At 66.1% G+C, this 26488-nt stretch carries 26 protein-coding genes and 2 riboswitches; of the genes, 15 read left to right on the forward strand and 11 right to left on the reverse strand.

Going from position 1 to position 26488, the window contains the following annotated elements; genetic code table 11:
• Window positions 1-82 precede the first annotated feature (82 nt).
• Genes EEB15_RS11470 through EEB15_RS11480 form a run of 3 tightly spaced genes read left to right on the forward strand, consistent with a single transcriptional unit; the run spans window position 83 to window position 1325 of the window.
• On the forward strand, window positions 83-385 hold the full coding sequence (locus EEB15_RS11470) for a type II toxin-antitoxin system HigB family toxin (RefSeq protein ID WP_141509993.1): 303 nt from the start codon (window positions 83-85) through the stop codon (window positions 383-385).
• Between the two features lie 4 nt (window positions 386-389).
• Window positions 390-752, forward strand: a complete 363-nt coding sequence (locus EEB15_RS11475) for a type II toxin-antitoxin system HigA family antitoxin (RefSeq protein WP_141509994.1) — start codon at window positions 390-392, stop codon at window positions 750-752.
• Window positions 753-758: 6 nt separating this feature from the next.
• Complete coding sequence (locus EEB15_RS11480) at window positions 759-1325, forward strand: DNA-3-methyladenine glycosylase (RefSeq protein ID WP_141509995.1); 567 nt, start codon at window positions 759-761, stop codon at window positions 1323-1325.
• A gap of 4 nt (window positions 1326-1329) precedes the next feature.
• On the opposite strand, the gene EEB15_RS11485 is transcribed toward EEB15_RS11480, so the two are convergent.
• The 3 genes from EEB15_RS11485 to EEB15_RS11495 are packed head-to-tail and all read right to left on the reverse strand — an operon-like array spanning window position 1330 to window position 4884.
• On the reverse strand, window positions 1330-2583 hold the full coding sequence (locus tag EEB15_RS11485) for a dihydrolipoamide acetyltransferase family protein (RefSeq protein ID WP_141509996.1): 1254 nt from the start codon (window positions 2581-2583) through the stop codon (window positions 1330-1332).
• Between the two features lies 1 nt (window position 2584).
• Window positions 2585-3643: an alpha-ketoacid dehydrogenase subunit beta gene (locus tag EEB15_RS11490; RefSeq protein WP_141509997.1), complete on the reverse strand. Its 1059-nt coding sequence runs from the start codon at window positions 3641-3643 to the stop codon at window positions 2585-2587.
• Entirely contained in the window at window positions 3640-4884 is a 1245-nt protein-coding gene (locus EEB15_RS11495) for a 3-methyl-2-oxobutanoate dehydrogenase (2-methylpropanoyl-transferring) subunit alpha (RefSeq protein WP_141509998.1), read from the reverse strand. The genes EEB15_RS11490 and EEB15_RS11495 overlap by 4 nt, the downstream gene beginning before the upstream one ends.
• A gap of 130 nt (window positions 4885-5014) precedes the next feature.
• Between EEB15_RS11495 and EEB15_RS11500 the strand changes: the two genes are divergently transcribed.
• Both EEB15_RS11500 and EEB15_RS11505 read left to right on the forward strand, forming a co-directional pair.
• Complete coding sequence (locus EEB15_RS11500) at window positions 5015-5758, forward strand: transglutaminase-like domain-containing protein (RefSeq protein ID WP_141509999.1); 744 nt, start codon at window positions 5015-5017, stop codon at window positions 5756-5758.
• A gap of 101 nt (window positions 5759-5859) precedes the next feature.
• Entirely contained in the window at window positions 5860-6120 is a 261-nt protein-coding gene (locus EEB15_RS11505; protein WP_141510000.1) for a hypothetical protein, read from the forward strand.
• An 18-nt stretch (window positions 6121-6138) separates the two neighbouring features.
• Here the strand turns inward: EEB15_RS11505 and EEB15_RS11510 are convergent, their stop codons facing one another.
• The 4 genes from EEB15_RS11510 to EEB15_RS11525 form a co-directional block, all read right to left on the reverse strand.
• Complete coding sequence (locus EEB15_RS11510; protein ID WP_141510001.1) at window positions 6139-6672, reverse strand: hypothetical protein; 534 nt, start codon at window positions 6670-6672, stop codon at window positions 6139-6141.
• A gap of 120 nt (window positions 6673-6792) precedes the next feature.
• Complete coding sequence (locus tag EEB15_RS11515; RefSeq protein WP_141510002.1) at window positions 6793-8175, reverse strand: CoA transferase; 1383 nt, start codon at window positions 8173-8175, stop codon at window positions 6793-6795.
• Complete coding sequence (locus EEB15_RS11520) at window positions 8172-8807, reverse strand: 3-oxoacid CoA-transferase subunit B (protein ID WP_141510003.1); 636 nt, start codon at window positions 8805-8807, stop codon at window positions 8172-8174. The genes EEB15_RS11515 and EEB15_RS11520 overlap by 4 nt, the downstream gene beginning before the upstream one ends.
• 1 nt (window position 8808) lies before the next feature.
• Complete coding sequence (locus EEB15_RS11525; RefSeq protein WP_141510004.1) at window positions 8809-9516, reverse strand: CoA transferase subunit A; 708 nt, start codon at window positions 9514-9516, stop codon at window positions 8809-8811.
• A 96-nt stretch (window positions 9517-9612) separates the two neighbouring features.
• Here EEB15_RS11525 and EEB15_RS11530 point away from each other — a divergent pair, with 96 nt between their 5' ends.
• Together EEB15_RS11530 and EEB15_RS11535 are read left to right on the forward strand one after the other, a co-directional pair.
• Entirely contained in the window at window positions 9613-10158 is a 546-nt protein-coding gene (locus EEB15_RS11530; RefSeq protein WP_141510005.1) for a PAS and helix-turn-helix domain-containing protein, read from the forward strand.
• A gap of 32 nt (window positions 10159-10190) precedes the next feature.
• On the forward strand, window positions 10191-11342 hold the full coding sequence (locus EEB15_RS11535; RefSeq protein WP_141510006.1) for a succinylglutamate desuccinylase/aspartoacylase family protein: 1152 nt from the start codon (window positions 10191-10193) through the stop codon (window positions 11340-11342).
• Window positions 11343-11420: 78 nt separating this feature from the next.
• Here the strand turns inward: EEB15_RS11535 and EEB15_RS11540 are convergent, their stop codons facing one another.
• Complete coding sequence (locus tag EEB15_RS11540; RefSeq protein ID WP_141510007.1) at window positions 11421-11801, reverse strand: carboxymuconolactone decarboxylase family protein; 381 nt, start codon at window positions 11799-11801, stop codon at window positions 11421-11423.
• Window positions 11802-11854: 53 nt separating this feature from the next.
• On the opposite strand from EEB15_RS11540, the gene EEB15_RS11545 reads away from it, so the two are divergent.
• Window positions 11855-12427 carry a peroxidase-related enzyme gene (locus EEB15_RS11545; RefSeq protein WP_141510008.1) on the forward strand — a complete coding sequence of 191 codons (573 nt, stop codon included), beginning with the start codon at window positions 11855-11857 and terminating at the stop codon, window positions 12425-12427.
• 15 nt (window positions 12428-12442) lie between these two features.
• On the opposite strand, the gene EEB15_RS11550 is transcribed toward EEB15_RS11545, so the two are convergent.
• The gene (locus EEB15_RS11550) at window positions 12443-14704 is read right to left on the reverse strand and encodes a glycoside hydrolase family 5 protein (protein WP_233259461.1); all 2262 of its coding nucleotides are present in this window, start codon (window positions 14702-14704) and stop codon (window positions 12443-12445) included.
• A gap of 724 nt (window positions 14705-15428) precedes the next feature.
• Between EEB15_RS11550 and EEB15_RS11555 the strand changes: the two genes are divergently transcribed.
• Together EEB15_RS11555 and EEB15_RS11560 are read left to right on the forward strand one after the other, a co-directional pair.
• The gene (locus EEB15_RS11555) at window positions 15429-17465 is read left to right on the forward strand and encodes a multicopper oxidase family protein (protein ID WP_199236512.1); all 2037 of its coding nucleotides are present in this window, start codon (window positions 15429-15431) and stop codon (window positions 17463-17465) included.
• Window positions 17466-17504: 39 nt separating this feature from the next.
• On the forward strand, window positions 17505-18233 hold the full coding sequence (locus tag EEB15_RS11560) for a DJ-1/PfpI family protein (protein ID WP_141510010.1): 729 nt from the start codon (window positions 17505-17507) through the stop codon (window positions 18231-18233).
• A gap of 2 nt (window positions 18234-18235) precedes the next feature.
• Here the strand turns inward: EEB15_RS11560 and EEB15_RS11565 are convergent, their stop codons facing one another.
• Together EEB15_RS11565 and EEB15_RS11570 are read right to left on the reverse strand one after the other, a co-directional pair.
• Window positions 18236-18655: a thioesterase family protein gene (locus EEB15_RS11565; protein ID WP_141510011.1), complete on the reverse strand. Its 420-nt coding sequence runs from the start codon at window positions 18653-18655 to the stop codon at window positions 18236-18238.
• A 5-nt stretch (window positions 18656-18660) separates the two neighbouring features.
• Entirely contained in the window at window positions 18661-19443 is a 783-nt protein-coding gene (locus EEB15_RS11570) for an SDR family oxidoreductase (RefSeq protein ID WP_141510012.1), read from the reverse strand.
• Between the two features lie 141 nt (window positions 19444-19584).
• On the opposite strand from EEB15_RS11570, the gene EEB15_RS11575 reads away from it, so the two are divergent.
• From EEB15_RS11575 to gcvH, 5 genes are all read left to right on the forward strand, one after another.
• Window positions 19585-21282 carry an electron transfer flavoprotein-ubiquinone oxidoreductase gene (locus EEB15_RS11575; RefSeq protein WP_141510013.1) on the forward strand — a complete coding sequence of 566 codons (1698 nt, stop codon included), beginning with the start codon at window positions 19585-19587 and terminating at the stop codon, window positions 21280-21282.
• A 750-nt stretch (window positions 21283-22032) separates the two neighbouring features.
• On the forward strand, window positions 22033-23343 hold the full coding sequence (locus EEB15_RS11580; protein WP_141510014.1) for a TAXI family TRAP transporter solute-binding subunit: 1311 nt from the start codon (window positions 22033-22035) through the stop codon (window positions 23341-23343).
• Window positions 23344-24645 carry a TAXI family TRAP transporter solute-binding subunit gene (locus EEB15_RS11585; protein ID WP_141510015.1) on the forward strand — a complete coding sequence of 434 codons (1302 nt, stop codon included), beginning with the start codon at window positions 23344-23346 and terminating at the stop codon, window positions 24643-24645.
• A gap of 8 nt (window positions 24646-24653) precedes the next feature.
• Window positions 24654-24743: riboswitch (glycine riboswitch) on the forward strand.
• Window positions 24744-24755: 12 nt separating this feature from the next.
• A riboswitch (glycine riboswitch) is annotated at window positions 24756-24858 on the forward strand.
• Window positions 24859-24926: 68 nt separating this feature from the next.
• A complete protein-coding gene (gene gcvT / locus EEB15_RS11590; protein WP_233259462.1) occupies window positions 24927-26063 on the forward strand; it encodes a glycine cleavage system aminomethyltransferase GcvT in 1137 nt (378 codons plus the stop codon).
• A 33-nt stretch (window positions 26064-26096) separates the two neighbouring features.
• Entirely contained in the window at window positions 26097-26471 is a 375-nt protein-coding gene (gene gcvH, locus EEB15_RS11595) for a glycine cleavage system protein GcvH (protein WP_141510017.1), read from the forward strand.
• The last annotated feature ends 17 nt before the right edge of the window (window positions 26472-26488 follow it).

Here is a 26488-nt window from a genome sequence, read left to right on the forward strand (position 1 = left end):
CAGTCTTTTCCAGCTCCCCGGAAGCCGTCGTTTGGTTTAAACGCCGTCCAAAACCGAGAGTCCCAATTTGGGACTAAAATCCATGCGTGTGATCGCCTTGAAAAACATCCGCGACTTCTGTGAGCGCCATCCCCCGGCATCTGAAGCATTGAAGGCTTGGACCGAGGAAGCGCGCACTGCGTCATGGAAAACCCCGCAAGACATCAAGAATCGCTACAGCAGCGCCAGCTTCCTGCGCGGCAATCGCGTGGTGTTCAACATCAAGGGCAATGAGTACCGCCTCATCGTCGCCGTGGCCTATCGGTTCGAAGCGGTCTACATCAAATTCATCGGCACCCACGCGCAATACGACGCCGTGGATGCGGAAACCATCGAAATGGAGTGACCGCATGGACATCCGCCCCATCCACACCGACGCCGATTACCGGGCGGCGCTCAAGGCCGCCTCCGCCTATTTCGACAACGAGCCCGAGCCGGGCACTGAAGACGCGGACCGCTTCGAAATACTGATCACTCTGATCCAGGCCTGGGAAAGCAAACACTTCCCGCTGGAAATGCCCGACCCGATCGAAGCGATCAAATTCCGGATGGAACAGTCGGGCCTGGCGATAAAGGATCTCGAACCCATGATCGGCCGGCCCAATCGCGTCTATGAAGTGCTCAACAAAAAGCGCCCGCTGACGCTGGCCATGATTCGCCGCCTTCATCGCGGCTTGGGTATCCCGGCCGAAGTGCTGGTTGCCGAAACCTGATCATCGATGGGCAGGAAATTGACACCCAACGACTTCCGCGGCGATTCCCACGAAGTCGCCTCCACGCTCATCGGTGCCACCTTGCTCATCGACGGCGTCGGCGGCCGCATCGTCGAAACCGAGGCCTACGACCGCGAGGACGCGGCCTCGCACAGCTTCTCCGGCCCCACGCCGCGCAACGAGGTGATGTTCGGCCCGCCGGGCCGGGCCTATGTGTATCGCTCCTACGGCATTCACTGGTGCCTGAATTTCGTCTGCAACGACGAAGGCCATGGCGCCGGGGTGCTGATCCGCGCGATCGAGCCCACGCACGGCATCGACCTGATGCGCGCGCGCCGCGGCCTGGATGATGTGCGACTCCTGTGCTCGGGGCCCGGCCGGGTCGGCCAGGCGCTGGGCATCACGCGCGAGCTCAACGGCTGCCGGCTCGACCGCAAGCCCTTCCAGGTGCTGGCGGCGCCCGAAGCGGTGCCTGTGGTGACGGGCCCGCGCATCGGCATCACCAAGGCGATGCACGTGCCGTGGCGCTTCGGACTCGCCGGCTCGCGCTTCGTCAGCCGCAGATTCTGCTAGGAACTCAGCCCGCGTCGATGAACAGCGTGGCCGGATATTCCAGCAAGCCCCGTAGCGCCTGCACGAACTCGGCCGCCACCTGGCCGTCCACCACCCGGTGGTCGAACGACGACGACAGGTTCATCATCTGGCGCGCCACCACGGCGCCGCCGCGCATCACCGGGCGCAACACCATGCGATTGACGCCCACGATCGCCACTTCCGGGTGATTGATGATGGGCGTGGAGACGATGCCGCCCAGCGCGCCCAGGCTGGTGATGGTGATGGTCGAACCGGACAGGTCTTCGCGCGTCGCCTTGCCGCTGCGCGCGCCCTCGGCCACGCGGGCCAGCTCGGTGGCGCTTTCCCACAGATCGAGGTCCTGCGCGTGGTGGACCACGGGCACCAGCAGCCCGGCCTCGGTCTGTGTGGCGATGCCCAGATGCACCGCGCCATGGCGCTTGAGCACACCGGCCGTGTCGTCGAAATGCGCGTTGAGCTGCGGGAAGTCGCGCAGCGCCACCACCACGGCGCGCATCAGGAAGGGCAGCAGCGTCAGGCGCTGCCGGTCCTTCTTCGCGTTCAGGCGCGCGCGCAGGGCTTCGACTTCGGTCACGTCCACTTCCTCGACATAGGTGAAGTGGGGGATGTGGCGCTTGGACTCCTGCATCTTCTGCGCGATCTTGCGACGCATGCCGATGACGGGGATGTTCTCGATGTCACCCGGGCCCAGGCTCTTCATGGCGCTGGCGCGCTTGGGCTGCGGGATTCGCGCCGCGCCGGCGGCTGCGCCATCCAGGTCGGCGTGCGTGATGCGGCCGGCCGTGCCGCTGCCAGGGACCTGCGCCAGGTCGACGCCGAGTTCCCACGCGCGGCGGCGCACCGACGGCGATGCGATGGGCTTGTCTTCGGGGGCGCGCGGGGCTTCGCTCCTTCCCCCTGCGGGGGAAGGTTGGGATGGGGACACCGATGAGCGCGATGGCGATGGCGCAACCGCCACGGGCGCAGGCTTGGCAGCCTCGCTCGCCTTGCCCGCCCCTTCCACCTCGATCCGTATCAACTCCGAGCCCACCGCCATCAATTGCCCGATCTCGCCCCCCAGCGCCAGCACCTTGCCGCGCACCGGCGACGGGATCTCCACCGTGGCCTTGTCGGTCATCACGTCGGCCAGGCCCTGGTCTTCGACAATGTCGTCGCCGGGCTCCACGTGCCAGGCTACGAGTTCGACCTCCGCGATGCCTTCGCCGATGTCGGGGATCTTGATGACGTGAATGCCCAAATCAGTTCTCCATCGCGCGTTTCATCGCGGCGGCCACTCGCGCCGGGCCTGGAAAGTAAGCCCACTCCTGGGCGTGCGGATACGGCGTGTCCCAGCCGGCCACGCGCTCGATCGGCGCCTCCAGGTGGTAGAAGCAATGCTCCTGCACCAGCGACACCAGCTCCGCGCCGAAGCCGCTGGTCTTCGTCGCTTCATGCACGACCACGCAGCGGCCGGTCTTCTTCACCGACTCGATCACCGTCGGCAGGTCCATCGGCCACAGGCTGCGCAGGTCGATGATCTCGGCGTCGATGCCGGCCTCGTTCGCCGCGGCCTCCGACACGTAGACCATCGTTCCATACGTGATGACGGTCAGGTCCTTGCCGGGGCGAAACACCTTCGCCTGTTCCAGCGGTACCGTGTAATAGCCCTCCGGCACTTCGCCCATGGGGTGCGCGGACCACGGAACCAGCGGCCGGTCCGGGTATCCGTCGAAAGGCCCGTTGTAGATGCGCTTGGGCTCCAGGAAGATGACAGGGTCATCGTTCTCGATGCACGTGATCAGCAGGCCCTTGGCGTCATAGGGATTGCTCGGCATCACCGTGCGGATGCCGCACACGTGCGTGAACAGCGCCTCCGGGCTCTGGCTGTGTGTCTGGCCGCCGTAGATGCCGCCACCGCAGGGCATGCGGATCGTGAGCGGTGCGGTGAAGTCGCCCGCCGACCGGTAGCGCAGGCGTGCCGCCTCGGAGACGATCTGGTCGGACGCCGGATAGAAGTAATCGGCGAACTGCACCTCCACCACCGGCCGCAAACCGTACGCCGCCATGCCGATGGCGCAGCCGACGATGCCGCCTTCGGAAATCGGCGCGTCGAACACGCGCGAACTGCCGTACTTGACCTGCAGGCCTTCGGTGCAGCGGAACACGCCGCCGAAGTAACCCACGTCCTGCCCGAACACCACGACATTCGGGTCGCGCTCCAGCATCACGTCCATCGCCGAGCGCAGCGCCTGGATCATCGTCATGCGGCGCGTGACGGAGGCGGCGGTGGCCGGTTGGGCTTCGTCGCGCGCGTTCATGTGGATTCGCCCAGCAGCTGGTCGCGCTGGCGCTTCAGGTGCTCGGGCATCTCCTTGTAGACGTCCTCGAACATCGATGCGGCCGTGGCCATGTGGCCGTCGGCCAGCGAGCCGTAGCGCTCGGCTTCCTTCAGCGCCGCGCCCACTTGCGTTTCGAATTCCTTCTGCGCCGCAACATGCTCTTCCTCCGACCACGCACCGAGGCTGATCAGGTGCTGCTTCAACCGCGTGACAGGATCGCCGAGCGGGAAGTGCGACCAGTCATCGGCCGGGCGATAGCGCGATGGGTCGTCCGATGTCGAATGCGGCCCGCCGCGGTAGGTGATCCATTCGATCAACGTCGGCCCCAGGTTGCTGCGCGCGCGTTCCGCCGCCCAGCGCGACGCAGCGTACACCGCGAGGAAGTCATTGCCGTCGACGCGCAAAGAAGCGATGCCGCAGCCCACACCGCGCGCCGCAAACGTCGTCGCCTCGCCGCCCGCGATGGCTTGGAAGGTCGAGATGGCCCACTGGTTGTTGACCACGTTGAGGATCACAGGCGCGCGATAGACATGCGCGAACGTCAAAGCGGTGTGGAAGTCCGCCTCCGCCGTGGCGCCGTCGCCGATCCACGCCGACGCGATTTTCGTATCGCCCTTGATCGCTGAAGCCATGCCCCAACCCACCGCCTGGATGAACTGCGTCGCCAGATTGCCGGAGATCGTGAAGAAGCCCGCACGCTTGTACGAGTACATCACGGGCAACTGCCGGCCCTTGAGCGGGTCACGTTCGTTGGACATGAGTTGGCAGATCATTTCCACCATCGGGATGTCGTCGCGTACCAGCAGCAGGCCCTGCTGGCGGTACGTCGGGAAGCACATGTCGCCGGGTTCCAGCGCCAACGCGTGCGCGATCGCGATGGCCTCTTCGCCCAGGCACTGCATGTAGAACGAGATCTTCTTCTGGCGCTGCGCGATCAGCATGCGGGCGTCGTATGCGCGCGTCTTCAGCATGGCGCGCAGGCCCTTGCGCAGAATTTCCTTGTCGACCTCCATCGCCCAGGGCCCGACCGCGCGGCCCTCGTCGTCGAGCACCCGAACGAGGCCATACGCCAGGTCGCTGGTGTCGGCCGGCGAGGCATCGACCGGCGGCCGTCTTACTTCGCCGGCGGGCGAAGTGTGCAAATAGGAGAAATCGGTTTCGCGCCCAGGCCGGCCGGACGGTTCGGGAACATGCAGGCGCAACGGCTCGCGTGGGTTCATCGCGGTCATCCTAGCGCCGCGCCGCATCGCGCGCAAATTTGCTGCGCTGCCGCGCAAACCCGACCCGAGCGCAAACCTCATTGGCGCGGCCGGGCTTTCGCACTAGCATGGGCCAACCCTGCTCGACCCCATGTTGATGCCGCCCGCCGAGCGCGAACGATCCGACCCCAGCCGCTGGCTCGGTGACGCGCCGATGCTCAACCTGCGCGACGACAAGCTGCGGCTGCGAGTCACGACCGTCACCCAGTTCAGCCGGACCGAGGCGGACAAGCTGCGAAGCATCTGTGCCTACGTCGCATCCATCCCGTTCAACGTCCCCGCTTTCGCAGCCAGCCGGGTGACGCGGGTGACGCTTGCGCACCGCCATGCGGTTGGCTGGTACAGCAAAGCGGCGCTGTTCCAGGCCATGCTTCGCGCGGCAGGCCTTCCGGCGCGCGTGCGGATGATCCGGGTGGGCAACGACATGTTCCGGGGCCTGGCCACAACGCGGCAGGTGTTCGTGCTGCCCGTGGTCGAGGTGTGGACGCACGGCAAATGGGTCGTGACGGACAACTACGTCTACGATCCGCGTTACCTGGCCGCCGCGCGCGAAGCACTGGAGCGGCGCGGATGGCGGTCGGGCTTCGGCATCCACCTGGAAGGACAGGATCGCTGGAACGGCACCGACGACGCGCTGATCATGATCGCGCCGGATCCCGCGCTCGGCAGCATCGCCCAGCAGTTCCCCGGCGTCTACGACGACCCGCAGGAATTCGCCTTGCAGCTGAAGCGGATGTCGCTGCTGCGATGGATCACGATGCTCGCGCGCAACCGCATCATGTCGATCCGCATGAACCGGCAGGTGCGCCGGCTGCGCAGCGAGGCAGGCAGCTGAAGAAGCGCTTCCGGATACGCCGATTCGCACCAAGATGTATTTCATGTTTCGGTTTGCGTACCGATGAACCACTTCCACAGTCGCGGCGTAGCATCTTGCGGATGGAAAGAATCAGCGGACCTTACAAGGGCTACTACATCGCCGCGTACACAGTGGGTAGCGGCCCGAACTTCGTGGGCTACGCCAAGATCTGCGCCCATGAACCCGAGAACGTCTGGAACGCGCAGACGGACGAGAAGCTCGCCAGCGCCACGGGCTATCGCGACGAGCAGGAGGCGCTGGTCGCCGCGGAAAAGAAGGCTCGGCAGGAGATCGCCGACATCGTCGGCGATCCGGTCACGGTTCCGGGCGCCCTCAACTGAGCTGCGTGAGCTGCGTCCTCAGCGGCGCGGCGCCGGGCCTGCGCCCATCATCCGCGTGGCTGCCGCAGGGTCCGCGCCCCGGTCCACCAACTCGACAATCGCGCCATCGGGTGCCCGATATTCGGTGATCACCGTGTCGCGGCCCGTCGGCCCTTGCGCCAGCGCCGTGGCTTCGGCCGGCAACACGGTCACGCCGGGCGCCATCCGTACGTTGGCGGGTTGCACCAGCGCGATGCCACCGGCGAGTTGCGTGTGCGGCATGCGCATGGCCTTGGCGGTCTGGACATTGGTCAACAGCGGCGTTCCGCCCGCCACCGCCGGCGCCTTCGGTGCCACGAACGATTCGCAAGCGGCGCCCGCTTCGAAAACCATGCTGGCGCCCGGAAAGCGCGGTGCCAGTGCCTGGTGAAGCGGCAGGCTCATGTCGACGGGCGGGTTTTCGCCCTGATAGACGACACGATTGGACTGGTCATAGACCGTATAGCAGGCCATGGCCTGCAGGGATGCCGTCGCCAGCAGCGAACAGAACAGGATGCGGCTGAGGTGTTTCACGATGAGCCTCCGAAAGCGTGCGCGCAGGGGTGCGCGCTGATGTTCGAATGCTGGGCCCACAGCCCGGCCGCGTTTGAAGGCCCGCGCACCTTTCGCCTGTCAGCGGATGTCCCCCGGGGACTATTCGTCCCAGCGAGGCGGGTGGCTGCCCGGCGGCATCGATGCGCGTTCCCAACGCGCCGGGGTGCGCGCCAGTTGGGCACTGTGGCGAAACCCCGCCAGTTCGCCCCAGCCCGACGGAGACTTCTCCACATAGGGCGAGCGATCAGGTTTGACTGCCGCCGGCCCGCCGTCCACGGGGCCCAGCCCGCGCAGCCATTGGCCGGTTTGCGCGAGCGCCACCTGCACGTGCCAACTGCCACCTTCGCGTTGCTGCCGATGCAGCGCCGCCGCCGCGCCCATCGCGATCAGGTAGCCAGTGGCCTCGTCCAGGATCTGCATGGGCAGCGCGCGGGGCTGCCCATCCCCCGCGCCTACTCCCTCGGCGTGGTTGAACCCCATGGCCGTCTGCACCAGCGAATCGAACCCGCGCCGGTCGGCCCACGGGCCGGCACTGCCATAGGCCGACAGAGACACATAGACAATGCCCGGGCGGCGCGCCGCGACGTCCAGCGGGCCGTAACCAAGCGCATTCAGTCCGCCGGGCCGGTACCCCTGGACGAACACATGGGCCTGATCCAGCAAGCCATCCATCGCCGCTTGGCCCTCGGGCGTGCGGAGGTCGGCGTGTGCAGAGCGCTTGCCCCGGCTTGTGTCGGCAACCGCTTCGATATTCGGCAGATGCGGCGCGTTGACCAGCATCACGTCGGCGCCATACGCAGCCAGCGCCCTGCCACCCACCGGGCCGGCGAGGATGCGCGTGAGCTCCACTACCTTGACGCCTTCGAGCGGACGCTGCCACAGCTCGAGCTTCGGCAACTGGAGCGGAGCCGCGTCTCCGATGCGCTCGATCGCGAGCAAAGGCTGCCCGGCGACCGCTAGCCCTTGCTCAGTCGCATCCCATTGTTTGAAGGTGCGCAACGCGGTCGCGACGAGGCCGGCTTCGGCCGCCGCAGTTTCGAACTCGACGGCACGCCATGCCAGCATGGCCCTTTCGGCGTCGGCGCGATCTGCCTGGGTCGGGTCCAGGCCCAGCAGGCGCAATGCGCCATCGCGGTGGTGCGCAAAGTTGGTATGGATGCGCACCCAGCCGTCGGCGCAACGGTACAGCCCGGAGAATTTGTCCCACGCTTCGGGGGTATGCGCGTCGATGCTGAACCAGGCCGTGCATTCGAGAGCGGCATGCGTCATGTCGACGCAGACCCGCTGTCGCGGTACGCCGCGCAGGTGACCGAGCTCGCAAGCCGCCAGCGCCGCGGCGGCGATGGACGCCTGCGCGGCCGTGCCTACGGCGAAGGAAGAAGGAAAGACCGGGTCATGCCCGGTCAGTTTGGCGAAACCCAATGCCTCGCCCGGCAGCCCGGCAAGCTGCCAGAGGCCGGCGAGCGCATCGGCTGGGTTCAATTCAACTTGGCGCCCGTCTTCGACTGCAGGAACTCTTGCGTCACGCCAGGCGCGAGCTCGACGACCTTCAGGCCCTGCGGCGTCACGTCCATCACGGCCAGGTCGGTGATGATGCGATCGACGACGCCCACGCCCGTCAGCGGCAGCGTGCACTTCTCGAGGATCTTCAGGTCCTCGGTTCCGTCCTTCTTCTTCGCAACGTGCTCCATCAGCACGATCACGCGCTTGACGCCGGCCACCAGGTCCATCGCGCCGCCCATGCCCTTGACCATCTTGCCGGGGATCATCCAGTTGGCCAGGTCGCCGTGCTCGCTCACCTGCATCGCGCCCAGGATCGACAGGTTGATCTTGCCGCCGCGGATCATCGCAAAGCTGTCGTGGCTGCCGAAGATCGACGAGCCCTTGATGGTGGTGACGGTCTGCTTGCCGGCGTTGATCAGGTCGGCGTCGACCTGGTCCTCGGTCGGGAACGGGCCGATGCCCAGCATGCCGTTCTCGGACTGCAGCCACACTTCCTTGTCGCCGGTGAAGTTGGCGACGAGCGTGGGGATGCCGATGCCGAGGTTCACGTAGAAGCCGTCTTCGAGTTCTTGCGCCGCGCGCGCGGCCATCTGGTCTTGGGTCCAAGGCATGTCAGGCTCCTGCTTTCTCGGTGATCGTTCTTTTCTCAATGCGCTTCTCGGGGTTCGCGTTGAGCACGATGCGGTGCACGTAGATGCCCGGCAGGTGGATGTCGTCGGGGGCCAGTTCGCCCACTTCGACGATCTTCTCCACTTCGACGATGCAGACCTTGCCCGCCATCGCGGCGGCGGGGTTGAAGTTGCGTGCCGTAAGGTTGAATCGAAGGTTGCCGGACTTGTCGGCGACGGCTGCCTTGACCAGCGAGACGTCGGGCACCAGCGAGCGCTCCATCACGTAGGTCTCACCATCGAACTCACGCAGTTCCTTGCCTTCGGCAACGATGGTGCCCACACCCGTCTTGGTAAAGAACGCGGGGATGCCGGCGCCGCCGGCGCGCAGCTTCTCGGCCAGCGTGCCTTGCGGCGTGAATTCCAGTTCCAGCTCGTTGGCCAAGTACTGGCGCTCGAACTCCTTGTTCTCGCCGACGTACGACGAGATCATCTTCTTGATCTGGCGCGTCTCCAGCAGCTTGCCCAGGCCGAAGCCGTCGACGCCCGCATTGTTGGAAATGACGGTGAGGTTCTTGGTGCCGCTGGCCTTCAGCGCCTCGATCAGCGCCTCGGGGATGCCGCAGAGGCCGAAGCCGCCGACGGCCAGCAATTGGCCGTCCTGGACCACGCCCTGGAGCGCGGCGGCGGCGGAAGGAAAGAGCTTGTTCACGAAAAGTCTCCTGATAGAAACCCGAAGTGGCACACCGGGGATTGCCGCTACGATACTACCTAATGAGTTACGTAGTTCTTCGTAAAGGTTACCCCGATGGACGTTGACTACCGCCTTGCCTTCAACATGGCGCCGGTGGGCCTGTGCCTGTCGCGCAACCGTGCCATTGTGGACTGCAACCAGCAGCTGTGCGACATGTTCGGCTCGTCGCGCGAGCTGCTGATCGGCCAGTCGTTCCAGGTGCTGTACCCCAGTGCCGACGAATACGAGCGGCTGGGCGCACGCATGGCGCCCATCCTCAATGCCAAGGGCCACTACGCCGACGACCGCATCATGAAGCGCGCCAGCGGCGAGGTGTTCTGGTGCCACGTCACCGGGCGCGCATTGAACCGGGACGCGCCGCACGAGTCGGGCATCTGGGCGTTCGAAGACCTGAGCTCGCAGCGCCCGGTCAAGGCCGAGCTGACGGCGCGCGAGCGCGAGGTGGCCGCGCGCCTGCTCGACGGCATGACATCCAAGGAAATCGGCAAGGCGCTCCTGATCAGCCACCGCACGGTCGAGATCTACCGCGCGCGGTTGATGCGCAAGTACAAAGCCAGCACCACGGCCGACCTCGTCCACAAGCTGATGGCCGGAGCCTGATCGCTCAACACAACAATCGAGGAAAGACCTGCATGGCCCATAAGAAGTCCACCATCAACCTGCCTTCGATGACGCCCGGCAGCGCACGGCACATCACGGTGCATCGCTTCGGCAAGGCAGGCGCGAGGCCCAAGGCGTATCTCCAGGCGGCAATCCACGCCAACGAATTGCCCGGCGCGATGGCGCTGCACCACCTCATGCCGATGCTGGCGGATGCCGACAAGCGCGGGCTGATCAAGGGCGAGGTCATCGTCGTGCCCACGGTCAATCCCATCGGGCTCTCGCAGCTCTCAGGCAACAACCATTTGGGTCGCTACGATTTCCTGGGCCTGGGCAACTTCAACCGCAACTGGCTCGATCTGTCGGGCGCGGTCGCGGAAAGTGTCGGCGCAGAGCTGGGCGGGGATGCGCAAGCCAACGTGTCGTTGGTGCGGGGCGCGGCGCTCAAAGCGCTGGCGGCGATGAAGCCGCAGAACGAACTGCAGACCCTGCGGGTCGAGATCATGAAGCTGTCGGTGGACGCGGACGTGGTGCTCGACCTGCACTGCGACCAGGACGCGGTGCTGCATCTCTTCACGTCCGTGCGCGACCTCGGCGGCCCGATGGAAGCGCTGGCCGGCGACCTGCGCGCCGCGGCCACGATGTACAACGAGCCTTACCCGGAGGCGCTGACGTTCTCCGGCGTCAATGGCGCCCTGTGGGCGCGCCTGGCCGACCGCTACCCGCAAGCCTCGATCCCGCAGGCGTGTCTGTCGGCCACGGTGGAATACCGGGGCCAGCACGACGTGAGCCATGAGCTGGGCGAGTCGGACGCGGCCAACCTGTATCGCTTCCTGGTCCGCCGCGGCATCGTCGGCGGCCGCGCGGGCAAATTGCCCGCATTGAAAGCCGAACCCATGCCGATCGGAGGCATGGACGTCGGCTACTCCCCGGCCACCGGCATCCTCGTGTACCACGTGCCCAAGGGCGCGTGGGTCAAGAAGGGCACGGCCGTGTGCGAAGTGATCGACCCGTCCGATGCGCGCGGCGCAAAGGCACGCAAGCAGATCGTCGCGCGCACCGACGGGATCCTGTTTTCTGGCAAACAGAACGGGCGCCTGGCCTGGCCCGGCGCCGTGGTGTTCCGCATCGCGGGGCCCAAGCACCTTGCACACCGCAAAGGCATGAGCGGATTGGACGACTGACGATTGCCTTCCTCTGCCTCGCGGCAAAGCTGTGCATGGGCGGGCTGCGGCGCTGCCGCGAGGCGCATCGAACGCAACTCAAGCCGCCTCGATCACTTCCGCCGCAGACCGGAACGCATCCACCGCCGCCGGGAACCCGCAGTACACACTGGCATGCAGGAAGATCTCCTGCAGTTCCTCGCGCGTCACGCCGTTGTTGAGGGCGCCGCGCACGTGAATCTTCAATTCATGCATGCGGCCCAGTGCGACCAGCATGCTCACCGTGACGATGCTGCGCGTGCGCAAATCGATGCCATCGCGCTGCCAGGTGTTGCCCCACGCATGGCGCGTGACAAGCTCTTGCAGCGGCGCGGTGAATTCGGTCGCGCGGTCGAGTGCGCCTTGAACGTAGTCGTCGCCGAGTACGGCGCGGCGGGTGGCCAAGCCGGCCTGCAGTTCGGGGTCCTGCGGAAGTTGCATGCGTGTTCTCCTTGAATACGCGCAGCATAATCGCCAACACAAGGAGACCGCGCATGGACCGCTACCCCGCCCCCGAGATCAAGGACCTGCCCGAGGACATCCAGGCTCGCATCCTCGAAGTGCAGGACAAGGCCGGCTTCGTGCCCAACGTGTTCCTGGGCCTGGCTCGCCGCCCGGCCGAATGGCGCGCGTTTTTCGCATACCACGACGCGCTGATGCTGAAGGAAGAAGGCTCTCTCACCAAGGGTGACCGCGAGATGATCGTCACCGCAACGAGCGCGGCGAACAACTGCCTCTACTGCGTGGTGGCACACGGCGCAATCTTGCGCATCTATGAGAAAAAGCCGCTGGTCGCCGACCAGGTGGCGGTGAACTACCGCAAGGCCGACATCACGCCGCGCCAGCGGGCCATGCTCGACTTCGCGATGAAGGTCTGCCTGCGCTCGCACGAAGTCGACGATGCGGACTTCGAGGCGCTCCACCCGTTCGGCTTCACCGACGAGGACATCTGGGACATCGCCGCCATCACCGCGTTCTTCGGCATGTCGAACCGGCTGGCGAGCTTCTCCAACATGCAGCCCAACCGGGAGTTCTACCTGATGGGCCGTGTGCCCAAGCAGCGGTAGAACGTCCGGTGGTGCTCAGATCGTGATGCCGATCTTCAAGGCCAGGTAGCGCTCCAGCACTGCCATTTCATCGGCAGACGGCGCACCTCGGCCGGTGATGGTCGAATAGATGCTGCCGCCGAAGCCGGCACGCGGCTGACCGTTCAGAAAGCCCCAGCCCAGCAGCATCTGGTCATTGGGTGACGGGGAGGTGGCAAACGTCGCCGCCGTACGCCCCGAGATTTGCGCATTGATCCGCAGCTGCTGCGCAGTGCCGGTCGAGACCATGGAGAACACCGCGGGGGTGTTGGCGACCAGGGGGCTTGTGCCCGTCAACACGACCGTGGTACTGGCTGAATCGATCCACTTCGCCTGTGGCCGGCTGTTCACGAAAGCCAGTTCCGAGATGACGGCGGCGTTCGCGTTCGAGGCCTGGAACACGATGCCGCTGTTGGCGGAGCCCGGCACGCTCACCGCCGCGATGGCGAAGTGCGGATCGTTGACTTCGTACAAGACGCGGTTGCGTGGTTTGGGCTGCACGCCTGCGGAGGGGACGGTCTTGCGGCACCAGAACCCGTGCGTATTGGCTGCACTGTGGTCAGAGCGCTTTCTTCCGCCGCCCGTGCGCATGACGGGAGGGACCATCGTGCCCATGGAGCTGCTCTCGGCATTCGTCCAGTTCACCATCTCCATCGCGTTGCCGGGACTGGAGCCGTAACCGGAGTCCGAAATCGCACGCACGACCTGGCCGTCGGCAGCCGGAACACCCAGCATGTAATCGGTATGCCCGTCGGCCAACTCCCACTTGCAAGCCGAATACTTCGCCATGATCGCCATGGCGGCGTCCGTGACGCTGGTCGCCGCGTAGGCCACCGGGTCGGACAGCGAGAAGACCTTGCGCGGCGGCGGGACGTTCGGCCCGTCGCCGGTGTACGTCAGGGTGGCCACGCGATTGCGGCCCGGCGTGAACGTGAACGTGTCCTGTCCATTCGGCCCTGCGGGAATCACCAACGCTGTCTTGCTCAAGATGCCGCCATTGCTGGAGCTGACGTTCAGCGTGACTGGCGCGCCGAGGTTGCCTCGCGCATAGACGGTGATCGTGACCGACCCGTCGCCGCCGCCCCCGGCCCAGCCCGGGCCATCGTCGAAGATCGTTGCCTGCGAACGCGCAGCCGACCACTTCATCGGGCCCGACATTGCGGGCTCCAGCGTCTTGTTCTGGTGCCAGCCGGGCATGTGGTGGATGCCCTTGTTGCGGTATGTCCAATGGTTGCCGCCGCCCCAGCTGTAGATTTCGACGCCATTGCGGCCCGCATAGTCGACCAGCCGCTTGAAGGCCTCTTCCCAGCGGGGGTCGTCCAGCGGCATGCCGGTTTCGGTCAGCGCGAGTTTGCTCCCACCATGGGCCTTGGCCCAATCGACCGCGGGACGAAGCCGGTCGACGCCTGTGTCCAGGTTGATCGGCACGGTGCCCACGCCTGCGCTGGAGTTGCGCGCCGCTTCGAGGTCGAAGTCGAGCCCGTCGCCGTTGTTGAAGGCATCGAGATAGGCACGAACTTCATAAATGATGTTGACGCCGGGGAGCGGAAACCCAGGATTGTGGGTCCCGAGCGTCCAGGCTGACGACCGGTCGTTGCCGCCAACGTAGATCGGGTTGACGGGATCGATGCCGCGGATCGCATCGACCGCAGCGCGCGCGAACGCAGGCCATATCGTCAAGTCCTGGCCGCGTCCGTCGATCGATTCCACGACCTGCCCGGGCCTGGGCATGTTGAACGGCTCATTCATCAGGCCATAACCACCGAAACCGGGGTGGGCCTTCCATCGCGCCGCGATCCTCGACATGAAGTCGCTGTAATTGGCCCGCGTCAGTGTCGCCCCCGCCGCCAGCGCAAAGATGCGCGTGCGCACTTGGCGGCTGTCGTCGGTGTAGGGGTGGAACACAGGGTTGGTGAACTTCGCCAGCCCGATCACCGAACCATCCGCCTGGAAGACGAAATCGTCGTAACGGCAGCTGTTGTGCACATCGATGATGCACTTGATGCCGGCAGCGGCATGTGCGTCGAGCACGCCCGTGATGTATGAAGCGTAGCCCTCATGGAAGTTGCCGGGATTGCCGAGGGCGGTGCTGGTCGCCGTGTTTGCCGCCGTATCGTGCAGCATCGGCTGCAACCGCTCCCAACGGATCGGCAGGCGAGACTTCGTATAGCCATTGGCGGCCAGCCACGCAACGTCGGCACGACGGGGCAAGGTGTATTCGATGTTGGACTGCGCGCGCCCATCCAGGCGAACACTCACACCCGGATACTCCAGGCTGAGGAGATTGGTGCCGATGGCGAGCGGCGCGACGACCGGCGGCGCGGGCGTTGGTGCAGGCGATGGCGTGGGCGCAGGCGTGGGACCGGAATTGGGATCCGTCGGAGGAGTCGGCGCTGGGGCCGACCCCGGTGCTGGTGCTGGTGCTGGTGCTGGTGCTGGTGCGGGCGTAACGCCCGTGGCACTGTCGCCGCCCCCGCCACCCCCACCACACGCGGTCATGGCTGCTGCCGCAGCCGAAACTGCTACTTTGGAAAACTCTCGACGCCGCATCAATACCTCAACATGCCTGGCCGCAACCCCCCACGGGCGCAATCGCCGGTCTCAGCATGAAGCGGACACGCCTGAATCACACTACCTGCGGCGACTATAACCGCGAGCTGGTAGGGAGTTGTTTCTAGACTTCGGCTTCATCGGTGATGCGGGCGCCGTCCGCACACCCCGTCTTCGCCCCAGTTGAGCACCGCCGCTCGTCAATCCGGGGATGCAAATCGCCCCGAAAAAAGTTACCTGCGTACTCGCGCGGACGATAAGAGTTGCAAAAAAACACTGTCTGAAAATACAGGCGTCCGCTGGCCTGGACACCGGCAGCGTTTGACCGCCTCGAGCAGCTGGACCATACTGCCCCCGCTCGGTCCTCTTCGTGGGCCGCGCATTCCGGGACGCAGACGGCATCAGCCGCCCGTTCCATCAGGGAGGAGGAAAGATGAAGATCGCATCTCGTGGTGCGCGTGCGGGCATGCCTGCGGCGCTTTCCCTGCTGGTGGCATTCGGCGGCAACGCCGCCCTGGCGCAATCCGAAACGCAGCAGGTGGTGGACAACCCGCCGCTCCTGCAACTCAAGCGCAAGGCGCCGCAAGCCCTGCTCAAGGCGGCGCCCCCGGGGACGCCGGCACCTGAATCCCGCGAAGCCTCGCTCGACCTGAACGTGGTCTACACCAGCGGCCAGCTGTGGAACCCGGCCGAGCGCCGGTTCGACGCCGTGAAGCTGCGCAGCTACCAGGGCACGAGCATCAACCCGAAGACGCCCTTCATCTCGCCGATGCTCGACATCAAGCCCGGCGACACCATCCGCGTCGCGCTGAACAACAAGCTGCCGGCCGACCCCACCTGCACCGCCACGGGCGGCAACGTGAATGTGCCGCACTGCTTCAACGGCACCAACCTGCACACGCACGGCCTGTGGGTCAACCCCGCCGGCAACGGCGACAACGTGCTGATCTCGATCAACCCGGGCGTGAGCTTCGAGTACGAGTACAACGTGCCGTCCGACCACCCGTCGGGCACCTTCTGGTACCACACCCACCTGCACGGCTCCACCGCGCTGCAGGTGTCCAGCGGCATGGCCGGCGCGCTCATCATCCGCGGCAAGCGGCCGCCGGTGAAGGGCGCCGACGGCAAGATCGCGGGCGGCGACATCGACACCCTGCTCAAGCCCACGCGCGCCCAGCCGTTCAAGGAACGCGTGGTGGTGATGCAGCAGATCCAATACGCCTGCCGCGACGCCAAGGGTGCCATCAAGACCAACCCGGACAAGACTTACCGCTGCGACCCGGGCGACGTCGGCGCCATCGAGGGCACCAACGGCGGCACCACCGGCTACGACCTCTTCGGGCCTGGCGACTGGGCGGCGTCGGGGCGCTACACCAGCATCAACGGCCGTGTGCTGCCCACGTTCAAGGGCGTGAGCACCGGGCAGGTTGAGCGCTGGCGCGTCATCCACGGCGGGGTGCGCGATTCGATCAACCTGCAGTTCCGCAAACTCAAGCCCAATGCGCGCTCGCTCGACGGCCTGCGCGCCGCCGACAACACGGCCTTCATCGCGGACAACTGCACCGGCGAACCGCTGCCTCAACACCTGGTCGCGGCCGACGGCCTGACATTGGCCGCCGCCATGAAGACCACCGAAACCGTGTTCCAGCCCGCCTACCGCTGGGACGCGCTGATGGTGTTCCCGCAGGCCGGTAAGTACTGCGTGATCGACGCCGACGCGCCGGCCTCCGCCAACGTGGACCAGGCCGCGCCGTCGCGCCAGTTGCTCGGCCTGGTCGAGGTGGCGCCGGGCCGTCCGGTGCCGGCCAACGTCACCGGCTACCTCACCGCGCAACTGGCCGCCGCGGCCGCCGTCAACATGCCGGGCAACGTTCGCGACGCGGTGGTGAGCGACTTGCGTAGCGGCCTGAAGCTCAGCGGCTTCGTGCCCCACCCGACCATCGCGCAGAGCGAGGTCACCGGCACGCAAACGCTGGCGTTCAACATCGTGCCCAGCAACCCCACTACGCCCGCGCAGTTCCAGGTGGACGGCAAATCATTCCAGCCGAATCGCGTGGATCGCGTGCTCAAGCTCCACGGCGTCGACGAATGGACGCTCACTTCCGACTTCGTGAGCCACCCGTTCCACATCCACGTCAATCCCTTCCAGGTGGTAAAGATCCTCGACCCGAAAGGCAAGGACGTGAGCGGGCCGGACGCCATCGACGATGCCGACGGAACCATCGACACGCAATACCGCGGCCTGAAAGGCGTGTGGAAAGACACGCTCTGGGTCAAGAACATCGCGACGCCGGCTGGCGCGCCGGGCGGCCGCTACACCGTGGTCGTGCGCACGCGCTACCAGCGCTACATCGGCGACTACGTCCTGCACTGCCACATCCTGGACCATGAAGACCAGGGAATGATGCAGCTGATCCGCGTGTCGCTGCCCGACGGGACCGGCGGCACGAGCAAGGGGCATCACCACTGAGCCAGGCCGCTTCGTCAAAGTCAGCCGGAAGAAAAACCCATGACCGCAACTCCGCAATTCCCGCGCACACTGCGCATCGGCATCCTCGTCTTCAACGACTTCGAGCCGCTGGACGTTTGGGGCTTCGTCGAGGCCTTTTCCATCTCGCGTTTCATCGGCACCGGCTACGGCAGCCCGCCGCCCTTCCCTTTCGAGACGGTGCTCATCTCCAACGAAGTCAAGGGCTCGTCCTCCGGCGCGCAGCCGGCGCCGGTGAAGAGCATGAACGGCCCGCGCGTGGCGCCGGACCTCTTTCGCGATGAAGCGTTGAGCCAGCCGCTCGACGTATTGATGATCCCCGGCGGCGAGGGCGTGGGCGACTTGCTGGGAGACGCGGCGTCGCTCGACGCGCTGATGGCCTGGGTGCTCGCAATGGACAAGCACGCCGCCCTGATGACGTCCGTGTGCACCGGCGCGGCCATCCTCGCGAAGTCGGGCGTGCTCGACGGGCGCCCGGCCGCGACGAATCACCAGGCGTTCGGCTGGGTCGCCGGCTTCGGCCCTGGCGTGCTGTGGGACAACGTCTCTCGCTGGGTGGACGCAGGGCGCTACGTCACTTCGGCCGGTGTGTCCGCCGGCACCGACATGGCGTGGCATCTCGTGTCGCGGCTCGCCGGCCGCGCCGTGGCGGAGCAGGCCGCGCTGGCGGCGGAATACGACTGGCATCGCGATCCAGAGCAGCCGATCTTCTATCCGCAGCAGGCCGCGGTGCCGTCGACTTCGGGGTAGCGCTATTCCAGGTGCGGCCGAAGCCAATCGGGCAGCGGCCGCGACTTCTGCGCCTTGAAGTCCACCCACACCGTGGTGGCACCTCCCGCCGCGTAGATGACACCGGGGTTGTCCGGGCGCTCCATCGTGGCCCAGCTCTCGAAGCTGCTGCCCTTGGGGTCGCTCGCGTACATCTTCAGCAGCACGTCGCCGGGGTATTCGAGCTGACGGTAGAAACTGCAGAAGGCATTGACAATCACCATGCCTTCGCCCTCCGGCGAAGGCTGGCAGCCAATCGAGCCAAGCCAGTCGATGCGGCCTGTTTCGAGGTAGCGGAAGTACGTCGTGTTGTTGACGTGGCCCATCGCGTCCATGTCACCCCAACGGATGGGGATGCTCATCTCGTAGACCAGCTTCTTTTTCTCCGGCAACTCGATGCGCATGCGCGTCAGGCCCCGAAGCCGTCGTCGGCCGCGATGACGGCGCCGTTGATGAAGTGGCTCTGGCTCGACGCGAGCAGCACGATCAGCGCATCCAGGTCTTCGGGCGAACCCACACGCTTTCGCGGCAGCATCTGCATGAGCTTTTGCCCCTGCTCGGTCGACCAGTGATGATGGTTGATCTCGGTGTCGATGTAGCCCGGGCAGATGGCGTTGGTGTTGATCTCGAAGCGGCCCCACTCCAGCGCCATCGCCTTCGTCATCTGCACCACCGCCGCCTTGCTCATGCAGTAGGCGCCGATCTGCGGCAGCACCTTCAGCCCCGCCATGGAAGCGATGTTGATGATGCGGCCGCCCGTGTAGGTGCCCGGCGCCGCGCCGCGCGCGCGTGCCAGCATGCGCTTGCCCACTTCCTGCGCGACGAAGAAGGCGCCCTTGACGTTGGTGTCGAAGATGAAGTCGTAGTCTTCCTCGGTCACGTCCTGCAGGCGCTGCGTGGTGCTCACGCCCGAGTTGTTGACCAGGATGTCGATGGAGCCCACCTCGGTCTCCGCGTGCGCAACCGCCGACTTGATGCTGGCCAGGGACGTGACGTCCAGCGGCGTCACGTGCGCGTCGCCGCCTTCGGCCTCGATCTGCGCGCGCAGGTCCTTCAGTTTCTCCACGCGGCGGCTGGCCAGCACGACGGCCGCGCCCGCGCGCGCCAGCGTTTTTGCGAACTGGGCGCCCAGCCCGCTCGAAGCGCCCGTCACGAAGGCGACGCGGCCCGATAGGTCGATGCTGTAACTCACGAGAGTCTCCTGCCTAAAATAGTGGCTTCAGAAATAAGCACGGCCGTTCGATTCTGTTCCAGCGCGCAATAGAATCAAGTCCCATCTGCGACGCCGTCCGGTCGCACGCCGTTCGTCAAAACCATTATCACGGAACCTCCCATGACCCACGAAGAAATACTGGCGCAGTACGGGCCGCGCGAAGCGATGGAATACGACGTGGTCGTCGTAGGCGGCGGCCCCGGCGGCCTGGCCACGGCCATCCGGCTCAAACAGCTGGCAGCTGAGCACGGCAAGGATGTCTCGGTCGTCGTTCTCGAAAAGGGTTCGGAGCCCGGCGCGCACATCCTGTCGGGTGCCATCATGGACCCGCGCGCGCTGTCCGAACTCATCCCCAATTGGAAAGAGCTGGGCGCACCGCTGAACCAGCCGGTGACGGACGACGCGATGATGTTCCTGGGCGAGCGGTCGGCCTTCCGCACACCCAACTTCCTCCTGCCGCAGTGCTTCCAGAATCACGGCAACTACATCGTCAGCCTGGGCAACGTGACGCGCTGGCTGGCGCAGCAGGCCGAGGGCCTGGGCGTTGAGATCTTCCCGGGCTTTGCCGCCGCGGAAGTTCTCTACAACGACAACGGTTCGGTCAAGGGCGTGGCCACCGGCAACATGGGCGTGGGCAAGGACGGCGAGCCGACGGAGAGCTTCCAGCTCGGCATGGAGCTGCACGCGAAGTACACCATCTTCGCCGAAGGCTCGCGCGGGCACCTGGGCAAGCAGCTCATCAGCAGGTTCAAGCTCGACGAAGGCAAGGATCCGCAGACCTACGGCCTGGGCGTGAAGGAACTGTGGGAGATCGACCCGAAGCGCCACCAGCCCGGCTTCGTGATGCACACCGCCGGCTGGCCGATGGACAACGACACCTACGGCGGCGCCTTCCTGTACCACATGGAAAACAACCAGGTGGTGCTGGGCTTCATCACCGGCCTGGACTACTCCAATCCGTACCTCAGCCCGTTCGAGGAATTCCAGCGCTGGAAGACGCATCCCAACATCCGCTGGTACCTGGAAGGCGACGAGAGCCAGGGCATCAAGCCGGCGAAGCGCGTTTCCTACGGCGCACGTGCGATCACCGCCGGCGGCCTGCTGAGCCTGCCCAAGACGGTGTTCCCGGGTGGCGCACTGGTGGGTTGCGACGCCGGCTACCTCAACGTGAGCCGCATCAAGGGCAGCCACGCCGCGATCAAGACCGGCATGCTGGCGGCGCAGGCCGCGTATGACGCTATCACCCACGGCCGCCAGCATGACGAACTCTCCGCCTACCCGGCCGCGTTCGAGAAGTCGTGGCTGCACGAAGAGCTGAACAAGTCGCGCAATTTCAAGGCCTGGTTCAAGAAGGGCCTGTGGACGGCGACGCTGATGAACGGCATCGAGCAGTTCGCGCTGGGCGGCCGCATGCCCTGGACCTTGCGCCGCGACAAGCCCGATCACGCCTATCTCAAGCCCGCCGCGGAGTGCAAGCCCATCGTCTATCCCAAGCCGGACGGCAAGCTCACGTTCGATCGCCTGTCGTCGGTGTTCATCTCCAACACCAACCACGCCGAAGACCAGCCCGCGCACCTCACGTTGAAAGATAACTCGATCCCGGTGCAGGTCAACCTCGCAAAATTCGCCGGGCCGGAGAGCCGCTACTGCCCGGCCGGCGTCTACGAGTTCGTCAAGAACGAGGACAACACCGACCGCCTGCAGATCAACGCGCAGAACTGCGTGCACTGCAAGACCTGCGACATCAAGGACCCGACGCAGAACATCGTATGGGTCACGCCCGAAGGCGGCGGCGGGCCGAACTACGTGAACATGTAGCGTCGGCGAGTGTCATGCCGGACTTGATCCGAGCATCCATGACTTTCGATCTTCCTCGCGTCGCGTCAGGCGGTACCCGGCAGGGCCTCACACTGTGGCGGTCGACGCTTCGCGCCGACTTCGCTGAGATTCTTGGCCCGGAGCCGGCGCCGTACAACTCACAGATCGCCTAAGGCCGATCTGTTCGGACAAGTCCGGCGAGTCAGTCAACGAAGCGCGCAAGCGCGCCCGGCCCCGGTCCAAGAATCTCAGCCACCACAAAGATCGGCCCTGCCGGGCACCGCCTGACGCGACATCCAACGTGTGGGCGGGCGTTGCATTGGAAACCCTCACTCGATCGAGACTCGTCGGCGCGTGATCATCGCGCGCCAACAATCTCCCAGAGCGGCAGGCGGTGCCCGGCAAGGGCGATCTGTGTGAACGGCTGGGATTTCCGGCCTGGGGCCGGAGCGCGCCTTGGCGCGCCTCGTCAACTGACTCGCCGGACCTGTTTGAGCAGATCGGCCCTAGGCGATCTGCGAGTTGTACGGCGCCGGCCTCAGGCCGGAAATCCCAGCGAAGTCGGCGCGACAGCGACGACCGCCACACCGTGAGCCCTTGCCGGGCACCGCCTGCCGCGACGCGAGGTGCAACGAAAGACATGGGCGCCGGACCAAGTCCAGCACGACAGCCCTTCTTCCGCGCAGACGCCTTTGCCGCGCCGCGCGATTGCGCTATAACGGGCTCTTCCAAGAGGAGAGGTCCGCCCGCGTGCCTGCCGCCCGCATCTATCAGCGCAAATGGCTGCTGGTCAAGCTGCCGCTGGCCTGCCTCGCGGTGGCCGCCATGGCTTCGCTGTGGGTGACCTGGCTGCCGCTGCCGCCTTCCGACATCACCATCAGTTCCGGCCAGCCCGAAGGCGTCTACCACGCATATGCGCAGCGCTATGCGCAAGCGTTCGAGCAGCACGGCGTGGCCTTGCGCGTGGTCCCGTCGGACGGCGCGGAGATGAACCTGCAGCGCCTGCGCGGGTCCGCGGCGCCGCAAGCGGACCTGGCCTTCGTACAGGGCGGCATGGGCTCTGCCGCAGTGGATCGCGCGGCCCGCTTGGAAACGCTGGCGCGTGTCGACACCGAACCGCTGTGGATCTTCTCCCGCGTGCCGGGCCTGGATTCGCTGGAGCAGCTGCAGGGCCTGCGCGTCTCGCTCGGTCCGCAAGCCAGCGGCACGCGCAAACTCGCAACGCTGCTGCTCGAACAGGTGCGCCTCTCACCCAAGGATTTGGTGGACTCGCAGCTGACGGGGATGGCGAGCGTGCGCGCACTTGCCCAGGGAAACCTCGACGCCGTGATTGTGGTGTCGAGCCCGCGGTCGGCCGCCGTGAAGGCCATGATGCAGACGCCGGGCGTGAGCCTGGTGCAGTTGCGCCGCAGCGCCGCGTTGACCGAGCGCCTGCCGTACCTCCAGCTGCGGTTGCTGCCGCAAGGCGGACTCGACCCCACGGCACGATTGCCGGCGCGCGACTCCGCGCTGCTGGTCACGACATCGAGCCTGGTCGCGCGGGCCGATCTGCACCCCGCGCTGCAGCGGCTGGCGGCGGAGGTGGCGCGCGACGTCCACGGCGCCGCGGGCCCGTTCCACCGCGCCGGCGAGTTCCCGAACCTGAGGCGCATCGAGTTTCCTGCCGCGGAAGAAGCGCGCCAAACGCTGATCCATGGGCGGCCGTGGCTGGAGCAACAACTACCGTTCTGGGCGGCGCAGATCGCGATACGCCTGCTGGTGATCTGCCTGCCGGTCGCGCTGGCAGCCTACTGGCTGGCGCGGGCCATCCCCGCTTATCTGCGCTGGCTGGTGGAAAGCCGCGTGGCCCGCTGGTATGGCGAGCTGAAATTCATCGAACACGACCTCTCGCGCGAAAGCATGACGGGGCTGGACGTGAGCAAGTACCTGCGGCGGCTGGGCGACATCGAACAACGCATGGCGGCTTTCGCCGCGCCCGGCTACCTGATGCCGCGCTGGTTCACGCTGCGCCAGCACATCGGCTTCGTGCGTTCGCGCCTCGTGCGCATGCGAGGACGCTAGATGCTGCTGCTCTACCGCCAGCGCTGGGGCCTGTGCTACCTGCCGATACTGGCGCTCACGGCGTTTGCCATTCTCGCCGCGGCGCGTTGGGTGCTTCCGCTGCCGCCGCGCAATGTGGTCATCGCCGCGGGAGTGTTCCAGGGCGGCTTCGCGCAAATGGCCGAGCGCTACCGCGACGAGCTCGAGCGTCGCGGCATCCGTGTGGACATCGCCACATCGTCGGCCGGCGCGTCGGGGCCGCTGCAGCGCCTGGCCACGGCCGGTGATCTTTCGCAAGCGGGCTTCGCCCACGGGCTGCTCGCCGAACGCGGGCCCGAAGCGCCCGTCCATGCGCTGGCCGTCATCGGCAAGCAGCCGGTCTGGGTGTTCACGCACCACGCGGGCGTGACCAGCCTGTCCATGCTGCGGGGCATGAAAATCGCCGCCGGCCCGCCGGGCAGCGCGACGCGCGAAGTGGCCCTGATGCTGCTCGCGCAAGCGCAGGTGCGCGAGAGCGACGTCACGTGGGACTTGCAGCACCAGGGCCTGGCGGCAGCCACGGAACTGCTGGAACGCCGCGCCGACGCGATGATCACCATCGGCAGCGGCGACGCGCCCAGCGTGCGTTTGCTCAGCCGCTCGGCCGGCATCTCCATGCTCGGCATCGAGCGTGCCGACGCCCTCGCGGCGCGCGAACCGCGCCTGCGCCCTTTCGTGCTCCCGCAGGGTGCGATCGAGCTGCGCGGCGACGTGCCGGCTCGAGACCTCACCTTGCTCTACACCGGGACGCACCTGCTGGCGCGGGACGGCATGCACCCCGCGCTGCAGCGCGCCTTCCTGGATTCGGCGACCGAGATCCACGCGGTGCCCACGTTCCTGCAGCGCCAGAACGAATACCCGGACTGGCAGGCCGACTTTCCGCTGTCGCCCGTGGCGCAGCGCTATGCGCTGGGCCAGCGGCCATGGATCGAGTGGCTGCTGCCCTACTGGTGGGCGCAGCTGGCCGAACTGCTGCTGTACGGGGTGCTGCCGATCATGCTGCTGGCCGGCGCCGCATTGCTGTGGATCCCGCGCCTCTTCAGCCTGCGCGTGGACGCGGTGCTGTCGCACTACTACGGCGAGCTCAACTTCCTCGAGAACGACCTCGAGGCGGTCGCCACGGAAAATCCGATCCGCATGAAGAACCTGCTGGGCAAGCTGGACCAGATGGAGCACGAGGTCACGTCGCTGGATCTGCCGGACCGATTCGCGGACCGCTGGTACACCCTGCGCGAGCACCTGGCAGCGGCGCGCGAGCGGCTGCTGAAGCTGCGCGCGCGCTGACGTTACAATCCGCCGGGTCAGGAGAGAGTTCCCCAGCGGAACCGCCGAAGGCGCAGGCAGCAGCCGAACGCTCAGGCACAAAGGACTGACACAGCGTCTCCATCGCGGGGCGCTTCCTTGCTGGAGAGAGGCTTCAGGCAGTTTGAAGCCCACCGAAGGAGCAAACCCGCGTAACGGGTGAATCTCTCAGGTAAAGCGGACAGCAGGGGCCGCCCATGGTGTGTACCATGGTTCCCGGCTCGCCGCGGCGAGCCTTGAAAAGCCGCCCCTGGAGAGCCGATTTGTCCACCACCGAAGAACAGCAACTCCTCCACACGCCGCTGCACGCGCTGCACCTCGAGCTGGGCGCCCGCATGGTGCCTTTCGCCGGCTACTCGATGCCGGTCCAGTATCCCGCCGGCCTCATGGCCGAACATCACCACACACGGCAATCTGCCGGCCTGTTCGACGTCTCTCACATGGGGCAGCTGAGCCTGTCGGGGCCTGACGCCGCCGCCGCGTTCGAAACCCTGATGCCCGTTGACGTGATCGGCCTGGCCGTGAACAAGCAGCGCTACGGCCTGCTGCTCACCGACGAAGGCACGATCATCGACGACCTGATGTTCGTCAACCGGGGCGACAACATTTTCGTCATCGTCAACGGTGCGTGCAAGGCCGGAGACATCGCGCACATCCAGCAGCGCATCGGTTCGCGCTGTGTTGTGACCCCAATGCCTGAGCGTGGGTTGCTGGCGCTGCAAGGCCCCAAGGCGGTCGAGGCGTTGAAGCGGCTGGTGCCGGGCGTGGAAAAACTGGTGTTCATGACCGGCAGCCGATTCGAATGGCAAGGCGTGGAACTCTTCATCACCCGCAGCGGCTACACCGGCGAAGACGGCTTCGAAATCTCGGTGCACGAATCGCGGGCCGACGCATTGGCCCGAGCCCTTCTGGCCGAACCCGAAGTCAAGCCCATCGGCCTCGGCGCGCGCAACTCTCTGCGCCTGGAAGCGGGCCTGTGTTTGTACGGCAACGACATCGACACCACGACCACGCCGGTGGAGGCAGGCCTCAACTGGGCCATGCAGAAGGTGCGCCGTACCGGCGGCGAACGCGCGGGCGGCTTCCCGGGTTCAGGCAAGGTGCTGGGCCAGCTGGACGGCACCACTGTGCCGCTTGTCCGCAAGCGCGTCGGCTTGGTGGCACTGGAGCGCGTTCCGGTTCGCGACCACACCGAGCTGCAGGACGGGAACGGCCAGCGCATCGGCGAAGTCACCAGCGGTTTGCTGGGCCCGAGCGCCGACAAGCCCGTGGCCATGGGCTACGTGGCGCCTGAATTCGCAGCGCTTGGCACGCGCATGCAGGCCATCGTGCGCGGCAAAGCGGTGCCCATGGAAGTGAGCGCCATGCCCTTCGTGCCCAACCGCTACTGGCGCGGTTAATTGGAATCTGACCCCGATTTTTAGGAGAAGCAAATGACCGTCAAATACACGAATGAACACGAGTGGATCCAGCTCGAGGACCACGAGGCCGCGGTCGTCGGCATCACGCTGCACGCGCAGGACGCGCTGGGCGACGTGGTGTTCGTCGAGCTGCCGGAAGTCGGCCGTGTGTACAGCCAGGGCGAGGTCGCGGGGGTGGTGGAGTCGGTCAAAGCCGCCGCCGACATCTACATGCCGATCAATGGCGAAGTGGTGGAAGTGAACGAAGAGCTGCGCGCCAACCCCGCGCTCGCGAACAGCGACCCGATGGGCAACGGCTGGTTCTTCAAGATCCTGATCGCCGACATGGCCCAGTTCGACGTGCTGATGGACGAGCCGTCCTATGCCAAGTTTTTGAAGAGCATTTGATTTTTCTGTCATCCCGG

The organism is Ramlibacter sp. WS9, from assembly GCF_003797765.1.
Taxonomy (GTDB): Bacteria; Pseudomonadota; Gammaproteobacteria; order Burkholderiales; family Burkholderiaceae_C; genus Ramlibacter.

Excerpts from the sequence above, each read along its gene's own strand:
- gcvH (WP_141510017.1), top strand. The coding sequence starts at position 26,097 with ATGACCGTCAAATACACGAATGAACACGAGTGGATCCAGCTCGAGGAC.
- EEB15_RS11545 (WP_141510008.1), top strand. The coding sequence starts at position 11,855 with ATGGACCGCTACCCCGCCCCCGAGATCAAGGACCTGCCCGAGGACATC.
- EEB15_RS11530 (WP_141510005.1), top strand. The coding sequence starts at position 9,613 with ATGGACGTTGACTACCGCCTTGCCTTCAACATGGCGCCGGTGGGCCTG.
- EEB15_RS11575 (WP_141510013.1), top strand. The coding sequence starts at position 19,585 with ATGACCCACGAAGAAATACTGGCGCAGTACGGGCCGCGCGAAGCGATG.
- EEB15_RS11565 (WP_141510011.1), bottom strand. The coding sequence starts at position 18,655 with ATGCGCATCGAGTTGCCGGAGAAAAAGAAGCTGGTCTACGAGATGAGC.
- EEB15_RS11540 (WP_141510007.1), bottom strand. The coding sequence starts at position 11,801 with ATGCAACTTCCGCAGGACCCCGAACTGCAGGCCGGCTTGGCCACCCGC.
- EEB15_RS11505 (WP_141510000.1), top strand. The coding sequence starts at position 5,860 with ATGGAAAGAATCAGCGGACCTTACAAGGGCTACTACATCGCCGCGTAC.
- EEB15_RS11535 (WP_141510006.1), top strand. The coding sequence starts at position 10,191 with ATGGCCCATAAGAAGTCCACCATCAACCTGCCTTCGATGACGCCCGGC.
- EEB15_RS11560 (WP_141510010.1), top strand. The coding sequence starts at position 17,505 with ATGACCGCAACTCCGCAATTCCCGCGCACACTGCGCATCGGCATCCTC.
- EEB15_RS11475 (WP_141509994.1), top strand. The coding sequence starts at position 390 with ATGGACATCCGCCCCATCCACACCGACGCCGATTACCGGGCGGCGCTC.
- EEB15_RS11480 (WP_141509995.1), top strand. The coding sequence starts at position 759 with ATGGGCAGGAAATTGACACCCAACGACTTCCGCGGCGATTCCCACGAA.
- EEB15_RS11520 (WP_141510003.1), bottom strand. The coding sequence starts at position 8,807 with ATGCCTTGGACCCAAGACCAGATGGCCGCGCGCGCGGCGCAAGAACTC.
- EEB15_RS11495 (WP_141509998.1), bottom strand. The coding sequence starts at position 4,884 with ATGAACCCACGCGAGCCGTTGCGCCTGCATGTTCCCGAACCGTCCGGC.
- EEB15_RS11585 (WP_141510015.1), top strand. The coding sequence starts at position 23,344 with ATGCTGCTGCTCTACCGCCAGCGCTGGGGCCTGTGCTACCTGCCGATA.
- EEB15_RS11490 (WP_141509997.1), bottom strand. The coding sequence starts at position 3,643 with ATGAACGCGCGCGACGAAGCCCAACCGGCCACCGCCGCCTCCGTCACG.
- EEB15_RS11500 (WP_141509999.1), top strand. The coding sequence starts at position 5,015 with ATGTTGATGCCGCCCGCCGAGCGCGAACGATCCGACCCCAGCCGCTGG.
- EEB15_RS11555 (WP_199236512.1), top strand. The coding sequence starts at position 15,429 with ATGAAGATCGCATCTCGTGGTGCGCGTGCGGGCATGCCTGCGGCGCTT.
- EEB15_RS11470 (WP_141509993.1), top strand. The coding sequence starts at position 83 with ATGCGTGTGATCGCCTTGAAAAACATCCGCGACTTCTGTGAGCGCCAT.